Here is a 9,422-nt window from a genome sequence, read left to right on the forward strand (position 1 = left end):
ATGTGCAGCGTTTTTACGGCGAAATAATAATTGAGCGCTGCGAAACCGCTTGCTGACGTTACGAACAACCTGTTACCGGTGGTTTTCGATACTGGAAAGACGATATGGCTGACAAAGAGAACAAGGAACTCGAAGAACTCGCCCGCCGCGTTGCCGATGCGCGAGCTTATCTGCACGTTGATGAGAGAATTACTGAGCTTGAGAGCCTTGATGACGAGCTTGCAAGTCCTGGCTTTTGGGAGGATGCCGACCGCGCGCAAGCCGTGTCTAAGCAGGCGAGCGACATCCGCGACACCCTTGCCGAATACGACAATGCATGTTCGCTACTCGAAGATGCTTCCGCGGCGCTTGAGCTGGCGGGTGAGGATGAGTCATTTTTGCAGGAATGGCGCACAGCATGCATACGACTTGTTCGACTGCTTGATACCATGGAGGTAAACTCGTGGTTCTCTGGCCGGTTTGACGCGGGGGATGCCATCGTGTCGGTAAACCCTGGTCAGGGTGGCCTTGAGGCGCAGGACTGGACGGAAATGCTCTATCGCATGTTTGCGCGCTACGCCGAGAGCAAGGGCTGGAAGGTGTCGGTGCTCGATGCGGTTCCCGGTGAAATTATCGGCATGGACCGCGTGACCATTCAAGTTGAGGGGCGCAACGCCTATGGCATGCTGCGAAGCGAAGTGGGCGTTCACCGGCTCGTGCGCATATCGCCGACCGACATCAAGAAGCGCCGACAGACAACGTTTGCGGCTGTGGAAGTGATGCCTGTGCTTTCCGATGACATTGAGGTTGATCTGAATCCCGCCGACGTACGTGTTGATGTATATCGCGCAAGTGGCCCGGGCGGGCAGTGCGTGAACACTACCGACTCAGCCGTACGTCTGACGCATATCCCTACGGGCACGGTGGTAACGTGCCAGAATCAGAAGTCACAGCTGCAGAATAAAGAAGTTGCCTTTAAGATGCTGCGAGCCAAGCTCTACGAGCTGGAAGAGCAGCGGCGCGCCCGCGAGATCGACGAGTTGCGTGGCGAGCATTTGGACAACTCGTTTGGCAGCCAGATACGCAACTATGTGCTGTATCCCTACCAGCTGGTGAAGGACTTACGAAGCGGCGTGGAGACGGGCAATGTTGACGCCGTGCTTGGCGGCGATCTCGACGAGTTCGTCATTGGCTATCATAAATGGAAGGCGTCGAATTAGGGCACTGAGTGGGGGACATCGGATTCCGAGGTGTTCTTTGCGAAGCGTTTTCGAGAGGCGCTCTTCAAGAAGTGTTCTTTCCATCGGATTGCTTGTCGGTTGCATCCGCGCTCGTCTTGTGCACCCCGCGCGTCGCACAACGGTGTGTTCCTGTGTAGAAACTCCTTTGAATGTGCACCCCGTTTGCGCGGGTGTGCTATACACTGTTACCTCGTGATTAGAGCGTTTCACTCGTGAAAGGTTGACTGATGGACAACGTCCAACTGCAACAGAAGGCTCGGCAGATGCGCATCGACATCGTGCGCATGATATCCGAGGCAGGAAGCGGGCATCCGGGAGGGTCGCTGTCGTGTACCGACATCCTGGTTGCCCTGTATTTCGGCGGCGTGCTGAAGCACGATCCCATAAACCCCCAATGGAACGAGCGTGATCGCTTCGTTCTGGCGAAGGGACACGCTGCGCCAGCCCAGTACGCGGCGCTTGCTGAGGCGGGCTATTTCCCGCGCGAAGAGCTTATGACGCTTCGCAAACTGGGAACGCGCCTGCAAGGGCATCCTGATTCGAATCTACTGCCCGGTATTGAGGTGTCTACCGGGTCACTCGGGCAGGGGCTGTCAATTGCCTGCGGCATGGCCTGTGGGTTTGAACTCGACGGCACTGGCCAGACGGTGTTTACCGTGCTCGGTGATGGCGAATGCCAAGAAGGACAGGTGTGGGAGGCGGCTATGTTTGCCGCTCACCGCAAGCTCGACAATCTCGTTGCCATCGTCGATCGCAACTGCCTGCAGATCGACGGCAATACTGCAGATGTGTGTGATCCTGGTAACGTGGCACAGAAGTTTGCTGCCTTTGGTTGGGACGTGAGTGAGGTTGACGGCCACGATATCGCGGCACTCATTGAGGTGTTGCAGCAAGCGAAGGAGTCGCACGGTGGCGCACCCCATGCCATCATAGCGAAGACCGTGAAAGGTAAGGGTGTGTCCTTCATGGAGGACCAGGCGGGTTGGCACGGCAAGGCACCCAATGCCGAGCAGACTCAACTCGCTCTCGCCGAACTCGATGATCGCAAGGAGGCAAGCTGTGGTTAAGCGTGCAGATAAAGAGCAGTCCCAGGTAAAGCGCGCAACGCGCGCGGCATACGGCGTCACGTTGGCTCATCTTGCCGACGAGGGGCTGCCGGTGGTCGCGGTTGATGCCGACCTAACCGGATCGACAACGACGAAAAAGTTTGCGCAGGCAAGCCCCGACTATGCTGACCGCTTGTTCAATTGCGGTATTGCCGAGCAGAACATGGTGGACGTGGCGGCTGGCTTGGCTGCCACCGGCCACATCGCGTTTACCGGCTCATTTGCGGTGTTCGGTACGGGTCGCGCGTACGATCAGATTCGCAATACGGTGTGCTACAGCAATCTGAACGTGAAGATTGCTCCCACCCATGCTGGTATATCCGTAGGCCCCGACGGCGGAAGCCATCAGATGCTCGAGGACATCTCACTCATGCGTGGCCTTCCCGGCATGAAAGTGCTGGTGCCTGCCGACTATGCGGCAGCGGAAGCGGCTCTGAAGCTTGCCGCATACACACCCGGTCCGGTGTACGTGCGCATGGGAAGGGCGTCGGTACCCGCTGTGTACGCCGATGGTGTCGAGTTGGAAATGGGTCGCGCCTACGTGCTGCGCGAGGGATCTGATTGCACTATTGTTGCGTGCGGTGTTATGGTTGAGCAGGCGCTCTCTGCTGCGGCAACCCTTGCTGAACAGGGGATTTCCGCTGAGGTTATCGACGCATTTTGCGTGAAGCCTCTTGATGTTGATACCATCGCCGCCAGTGTTGCAAAGACCGGTTGCGCGGTGACGGTCGAAGAACATAGTGTGTTTGGAGGCTTAGGTTCCGCAGTGGCTGAAACACTTGCTGCTACACATCCAGCACCGGTTGAGTTCGTTGGTATGCGCGATCGCTTCGGTAAGTCGGGTGAGTTCGCCGAGCTGCTCGAGTACTTCGACATGGGTGTACCGGCGATTGTCGAAGCTGTGAAGAGGGTAAAAGCCCGCGTAGCTATCTGCTAAACTGGTACACGTCTCAGTACATCTACAACCTGAACGGAGCATTCTGTGACAAACGATCTCAGCCAAGGGGTTCCTGCGCGCCATGCGCGGCGCAGCGGGGGTGCTCATGCTGCGTCGGCTCGGCAGGTGACCTCTCAGCTTTCGGCATCGCTTCCGGTGCTCGAGGTTGATGACGTGCCGCAGCAGATGGGCAAACCGGTCATCACCTTCGATCATGTGACGAAAATCTATCCTGCCCAGCCGAACAATCCGGCGCTTGACGATATCTCCCTCCAAATATATGCGGGCGAGTTTGTCTTTTTGGTCGGCCATTCTGGTTCGGGTAAATCGACATTTATTCGTATGCTCACGCGCGAGATCAAGCCGACACAAGGTCATATCTACGTCGCCGACGAGGATTTGGGTTCTATGCGTAACTGGCGCGTGCCCTACCTGCGCCGCAATATTGGCTGCGTGTTCCAAGACTTCAAACTGCTGCCGAACAAGACGGTGTTTGAGAATGTGGCGTTCGCGCTTGAGGTAATTGGCAAGAATCGCCACGTCATCAAGACGCAGGTACCCGAGGTGCTACGTCTGGTGGGCTTGCAGGATAAGCTGGGGAAACTACCCGATCAGCTTTCCGGCGGTGAGCAGCAGCGTGTGTCTATTGCACGTGCCATCGTGAATCGCCCCCCGATGCTCATCTGTGACGAGCCGACGGGTAACCTCGATCCGCAAACGTCTCGTGGTATTATGGACCTGCTCGAGCGAATTAACCGCACGGGTACAACGGTATTGGTAGCAACGCATGACCGCGAAATGGTGGATAACATGCGTCGCCGCGTTATCGCCCTCGACCGCGGTCATCTGACGCGCGACCAAGACAGGGGGGTGTACGGTTTCGATGCGTAGTCTTATCTATTTCCTGCGTGAGTCGGTTAAGGGGTTCTCTCGCAACCTTTCCACGGCGCTCGGTTCGATCGTTACTATTTTCCTTTCGCTGCTCATCATTGGCATCTTTTTGATGGGTGGCATTGTCATTGAGAACATCGTGAGTTCGGTGGAAAGTGAGGTGTCCATTACCGCCTACATCGCCGACGAGGCATCGGAGGCTGACATCTCGAAGACCAAGAGCTTCATTGAAGGGCTTGAGGGCGTGGCGTCGGTTGGCTTTACCACCAAGGATCAGGCGCTGGAGAACTTCCGTAACTCGATGACTTCAAACCCCGAGATCATCGATCAGCTTGATGGTGAAAACCCGCTTCCCGCCTCCATTGATGTGGAATTGTCCGACCCGCAGTTGGTCGAGCAAGTGGCGGATTCCATTGAGAGTAATTCCACCTTTGCTTCGATTTGTGACAACCCAAGCGATCCATCTGAATCACTGAAGTACGGTCAGAAAACCGTTGAGAAGCTGTTCTCGTTGACGAGCTACATTCGCTACATCGGCATTGCGCTCGTGGCGCTACTCATCTTCATTGCTATGGTGTTCATTAACAACACCATCAGACTCGCCATCTTGGCGCGTCGCAAGGAGATTGCCATCATGCGATTGGTGGGTGCTTCGAATGGCTTCATTCGCGGGCCCTTCCTGATGGAAGGTGCGTTGCATGCGCTTATTGGATCGCTGCTTTCAGTTGGCGCACTCGAGCTTTTGCGCCGCTTCGCGCTTCCTCAGCTGCAAAACGCGCTTACCTGGTTGCCTATCGACATTGGTGGCAGCATCATGGCGATGATCTATGTGGCTCTTATCGTTGCTGGCTTGGTCATTGGTTTGATTGGCTCTGCGTTTGCCATGGGCCGCTACCTGAAGGTCTAGCTTACGTTTCGCGAGTATGGGCGAGGTAAAGAACAGTAAACATGCGGCGGCGTCCGAGCGTCATGCTCGGATCCGCCTTGTTCGTTTGGTGAAGGTGATGCTCTTCGCCTTACTTTTGTGCACGGTGTTCGTGATGGGGTTTGTCGTGCGCGGTCAGAGTAACCTGCTCGAATCGCTCGGTTTCCCTCGTTACGCTGCCGATGTGGATCGCAATCCGGGTGCCACCGTGTCGGGCGATACGTACGATTCCATTGGTGCGCGCATGGAAGAAGTTGAGGGCATAACGAAGAACTATAGCCTCAATACGTACGATTTGGATGTTGCTACGCATAAGGTTTTAGACGCGTTTTCTGAAGCGACCGCCGACCCATACTTTGACTACTTCGACGCCGATCGCTATGCGGTACTTTTGCAGGAAGCATCTGGTATCACTTCGGGTATTGGCGTTCTGTTCTCCGAAAAGGATGGGCGCGCTTATGCAGCCGATGTGTTCGAAGAGTCGGCAGCGCAAGCTGCCGGCGTGCAGCAGGGTGACACCGTGATTGCTATCGATGGTGAGCGTGATCATGATTGGACGATGACAGAGGTTACCTCGCGCTTGCTTCAAGCGGAAGGCGATCCGGTGATTATCACCTGGCGGCGCGCCTCGGCTGCTGAAGGCGATGACGATATATCCTACACCACAACACTTGACTGTTCGAGCTATTCGATTAAGAATGTCGAAACGCGCCTGGAGGGCACAACGGGCGTTATTACGCTGCGCCAGTTAAGCCAAAACTCGACCGAGTTGGTGGCAAACGCGGTGGCTGATTTAAGAATACAGGGGGCAACTTCGTTCGTTCTCGATTTGCGTGACAACCCTGGTGGTTTTCTCACGCAGGCGGTAAACATCGCGAGCCTGTTTGTGGAAAGCGGCACAATCGTGAACATATCCACGCGTGAGTCCGATGAGACCGCGCGTACAGCAACAGGCGACGCTATTACCGATGCGCCGCTGGTGGTGCTGGTGAATGGACACACGGGAGCTGCGGCTGAAGTGCTCGCGGCGGCGTTGCAAGACAACGAGCGTGCCATACTGGTGGGTGAAAAGACCCTGGGAAAAGGATCAGTGCAGGTGATGCGCGCCTTGAGCTTCGGCGGTGCTTTGCGCTACACCGCGGCGTATTATCAGACCCCGCTTGGGCATGACATCGATGGGGTGGGAATCGCCCCCAATATTACTGTCTCACCGTCGGGAGAAGATGACAACCAGATGCAGTTGGCGCTGGAAACGGCGCTGTCAGTTTCGGCGGATTAGCCATGCCGCGTCGGCGCTCGCATGCTCGTCGTACGCCCCGAAGCAATCCACGGGGTATCCTTGCTGTGCGCAAGGATGGTTATGGTTTCGTTAAAACCCCTGAGGGTGATTATTTCGTTGCGAACTCAAAGATGAACGGCGCAGCTGACGGCGATTACGTTGAGGTTGCGGCACTGCCGCGCACGCGCAGCGCACGCGAAGAGGAGCGGAGTGCACCCCGAGATGCGCAAGGTTGTCCGGCCGCGCGCGTAGTTCGTGTTATCGATCGGGCGCATGATGTAGTGGTCGGACGCTACGAAGTGGCTGATCCTTTCGGCGTGGTTGTGCCTGCTGACCGGCGCATTCCCTACGACATCTTCACTATGCGACGCGATCACCCTGACATCCAAGACGGTGCGATCGTTAAAGTGCGCATCACTGAGTTTCCCACGCGCCGCAGCGCAGCTGTAGGCATTGTTGAGGAAGTACTGAGCAATGCCAATGACAATTCCGTTCCTGTCGAGCTTATTGTGGCAGCTCACAAGCTTGAAACGACGTTTTCATCCGCATCGCTTGAGCAGGCTAGAAAATCATGTGTAGATGCTGACGGCGCACTCGCGGTTGGATACCGTGATCTGCGTGATCGCTTCGTGGTCACCATCGACCCAACCGATGCACGCGATTTTGATGACGCGATGTCGCTTGAGCGTCTCGAGTCGGGCGCATGGCGTGTGGGGGTTCACATTGCCGATGTGTCGCACTACGTACCATGGGGTTCGCACGTCGATTTGGATGCTCGCCGTCGTGCGACGAGCGTGTATTTGGTCGACCGTGTGATCCCTATGCTGCCTGAAGCACTCTCGAACGGAACGTGCTCGCTTTCCCCTGGTGAAGACCGCCGTGCTATGACGGTTGACGTGGTGCTCGACGCAGAGGCGCGCGTGCTATCGTTTGAGGCGTACCCGTCGCTTATTCGTTCGCGTCGACGTCTGACATATGACGAGGTGCTCGACATTCTGAACGGCGTGTATGTGCCGGATGACGACTCATGTATGCTTGAGCTGTTACGCGGTTTGTCGCGCGTGGCGAAGCTGCGTGCACGCGCTCGCATACGCGCCGGGGGTGTGGATTTCGATACGGTTGAGGCAAAGGTGCGTCTCGATGGTGAAGGCTCGCCCAATGAAATCGTGCTTCGTCAGCGAAATGACGCTACCGAATTGGTTGAAGAGGCGATGATTCTCGCGAACGAAACGGTGGCGCGCTATTTGCGGGATGCGGGCTTTCCCTGTATGTACCGTGTACATGAAAAGCCCTCACCCGATAGTCTCAAGGCGCTCTTGCCAGTACTTACTGAGTTTCCTTGGTTTGAGAAGATCAACCGCCGTTTGTTTGTTGCGGGCAATCCCTTCGAGGTGCAGCGCGTGCTCGCACTTGCTGAAGGGCGGCTTGAGGGTCGGTTGACCTCGTCGCTCGTGCTTAGGGCGATGAAGCGTGCTGACTATCGCATTGTGTGCGAGGGGCACTACGGGTTGGCGAGTGAAGCTTACGCTCATTTCACTTCGCCGATACGCCGCTATCCTGATTTGGTGGTGCATCGGATGTTGAAGGCCCGGTTACTTGGACGTCCCGAGTGCTTCGACCAGGAGGTGTCGGCTATGCCCTGGCTGGCGGAGCATTCCTCAAAGATGGAGCGCGAGGCTGATGCGGCTGCGCGTGAGTCGCAAGAAGTGAAGATGATCGAGTATCTAACCCGCTTTATCGGCCAAGAGTTTTCTGGTGTGGTGTCGGGTGTTGCAACGTATGGGGTGTTCGTGCGACTCGACAACACGGCTGAGGGGTTGCTGCCCGTATCCGAGCTAGGAAACGAGTGTTTCGCGCTCGATGCGACACGTTACCGGCTGGTGGGGCAGGAAAGTGGTGTGGTCTACAGACTTGGTCAGTGCGTGCGTGTTGTGCTGACGGCAGCAGACGCCGCTGCGCGTCAGCTCGACTTCCGTCTGACGCGATGAAGGCTGTCTTGTAGGTTGAGTAAGTTGAAGAACTCCATGACAACTCCTAAGGTACGCAAAACTCAATCGCCTACACTCGTATTCGTTGACGAGATGGAGATTTGGCTTACGCGCAAGTCTATCAAGAACATGCACCTTCGGGTAAAACCGCCCGACGGACGTATCGAGGTGTCGGCACCATTGTGCTTGCCGCTTGCGACCATCGAGCAATTTGTGCGTGAGAAGCGCGATTGGATTGTCGTGCAGCAGCGGACGATCGCCTCATCGCCCCGTGTCGATGCCGCTGCTGCAAGCCCTGATGAGATTAAGCAATGGAAGGCTGTTGTGGCAGCGTGTGTGCCGGTGCTTATCGAGGCATGGGAACCTCTGATGGGCGTGAAGGCCGGTAAGGTTGTTTATCGCAACATGACGAGTCGCTGGGGCAGTTGCCAGCCCGCCACCGGCCGAATTTGTATCAACGTGCGACTGGCTCTCTATCCGCCAGAGTGTCTCGAATACGTGGTGGTCCACGAGCTGTGCCACCTGATTGAACGTGGTCACGGTCCGCATTTTCACGCGCTCATGGACCATTTCATGCCTGACTGGAAAACACGCCGCGCGAAGCTGCGGTAGAAGGTGTTCGCTACTCAGGGCAACTGATAATGTCATAGACAAGACCGTACTCTTCCTGAATGAAGTTGAAGAAATCAACTGGGCTGATAACCTGTGTATGGGCGTTTGAAAAGCAGCTTTCGTCACGTGTGAGCAGGAAATCAGCTTTTATCTTCTCGGCACAGATATCAATGAGACAGTCTTCAAAATCGTCCCATTTGCGACTACTCGCCAGATGGATGTCTGAGACATCAATGGTGCAGATTTCAAGCCACGGGTAGCTTTCATTAAAAGCGTTCTGGATGAGTTCGCTGTTGTAGGTCTTTCGGAGAACATAAAACACATCGGTAAACGACTTGGCTGAAACCCAGAGTTCCGCATCGCCGAATTCCCTCATAACGAGAAGCTTTTGGGCGATATCATCATCAGGTGGTCGCTGTGTGTATAGATCGATGAGGACGTTGGTATCAAGCAAAACGCGCATA

9 protein-coding genes are annotated in these 9,422 nt (G+C 55.9%); 8 read left to right on the forward strand and 1 reads right to left on the reverse strand.

Annotation, left to right across the window (positions count from 1 at the left end):
* Positions 1-104 precede the first annotated feature (104 nt).
* The 8 genes from prfB to G7Y43_RS06465 all read left to right on the forward strand — a co-directional run bounded on the left by prfB (position 105) and on the right by G7Y43_RS06465 (position 8,958).
* Complete coding sequence (prfB, locus tag G7Y43_RS06430; protein ID WP_165045207.1) at positions 105-1,199, forward strand: peptide chain release factor 2; 1,095 nt, start codon at positions 105-107, stop codon at positions 1,197-1,199.
* A gap of 248 nt (positions 1,200-1,447) precedes the next feature.
* On the forward strand, positions 1,448-2,287 hold the full coding sequence (locus G7Y43_RS06435; protein WP_165045209.1) for a transketolase: 840 nt from the start codon (positions 1,448-1,450) through the stop codon (positions 2,285-2,287).
* Positions 2,280-3,263 carry a transketolase family protein gene (locus G7Y43_RS06440; RefSeq protein ID WP_165045211.1) on the forward strand — a complete coding sequence of 328 codons (984 nt, stop codon included), beginning with the start codon at positions 2,280-2,282 and terminating at the stop codon, positions 3,261-3,263. Before G7Y43_RS06435 ends, G7Y43_RS06440 begins: the two co-directional genes overlap by 8 nt.
* A 186-nt stretch (positions 3,264-3,449) precedes the next feature.
* Complete coding sequence (gene ftsE, locus G7Y43_RS06445) at positions 3,450-4,154, forward strand: cell division ATP-binding protein FtsE (protein ID WP_206214373.1); 705 nt, start codon at positions 3,450-3,452, stop codon at positions 4,152-4,154.
* Entirely contained in the window at positions 4,147-5,061 is a 915-nt protein-coding gene (gene ftsX / locus G7Y43_RS06450) for a permease-like cell division protein FtsX (RefSeq protein ID WP_165045215.1), read from the forward strand. Before ftsE ends, ftsX begins: the two co-directional genes overlap by 8 nt.
* 16 nt (positions 5,062-5,077) lie before the next feature.
* Complete coding sequence (locus tag G7Y43_RS06455; protein WP_165045217.1) at positions 5,078-6,358, forward strand: S41 family peptidase; 1,281 nt, start codon at positions 5,078-5,080, stop codon at positions 6,356-6,358.
* A 2-nt stretch (positions 6,359-6,360) separates the two neighbouring features.
* Positions 6,361-8,346 carry a ribonuclease R gene (rnr, locus tag G7Y43_RS06460; protein ID WP_165045219.1) on the forward strand — a complete coding sequence of 662 codons (1,986 nt, stop codon included), beginning with the start codon at positions 6,361-6,363 and terminating at the stop codon, positions 8,344-8,346.
* A gap of 36 nt (positions 8,347-8,382) precedes the next feature.
* The gene (locus G7Y43_RS06465) at positions 8,383-8,958 is read left to right on the forward strand and encodes a M48 family metallopeptidase (RefSeq protein WP_165045221.1); all 576 of its coding nucleotides are present in this window, start codon (positions 8,383-8,385) and stop codon (positions 8,956-8,958) included.
* A gap of 10 nt (positions 8,959-8,968) precedes the next feature.
* On the opposite strand, the gene G7Y43_RS06470 is transcribed toward G7Y43_RS06465, so the two are convergent.
* Positions 8,969-9,422, reverse strand: a 454-nt coding sequence (locus tag G7Y43_RS06470; protein WP_165045223.1) for a PIN domain-containing protein, incomplete at its 5' end; no start/stop codon positions are given.

This window comes from Adlercreutzia sp. ZJ138 (genome assembly GCF_011038935.1).
Taxonomy (GTDB): Bacteria; Actinomycetota; Coriobacteriia; order Coriobacteriales; family Eggerthellaceae; genus ZJ141.

What these genes read in the sequence shown, in the direction of transcription:
- prfB (WP_165045207.1), top strand. Translation starts at nt 105, where the DNA reads ATGGCTGACAAAGAGAACAAGGAACTCGAAGAACTCGCCCGCCGCGTT.
- G7Y43_RS06435 (WP_165045209.1), top strand. Translation starts at nt 1,448, where the DNA reads ATGGACAACGTCCAACTGCAACAGAAGGCTCGGCAGATGCGCATCGAC.
- G7Y43_RS06455 (WP_165045217.1), top strand. Translation starts at nt 5,078, where the DNA reads ATGGGCGAGGTAAAGAACAGTAAACATGCGGCGGCGTCCGAGCGTCAT.
- G7Y43_RS06465 (WP_165045221.1), top strand. Translation starts at nt 8,383, where the DNA reads ATGACAACTCCTAAGGTACGCAAAACTCAATCGCCTACACTCGTATTC.
- ftsX (WP_165045215.1), top strand. Translation starts at nt 4,147, where the DNA reads ATGCGTAGTCTTATCTATTTCCTGCGTGAGTCGGTTAAGGGGTTCTCT.
- rnr (WP_165045219.1), top strand. Translation starts at nt 6,361, where the DNA reads ATGCCGCGTCGGCGCTCGCATGCTCGTCGTACGCCCCGAAGCAATCCA.
- ftsE (WP_206214373.1), top strand. Translation starts at nt 3,450, where the DNA reads ATGGGCAAACCGGTCATCACCTTCGATCATGTGACGAAAATCTATCCT.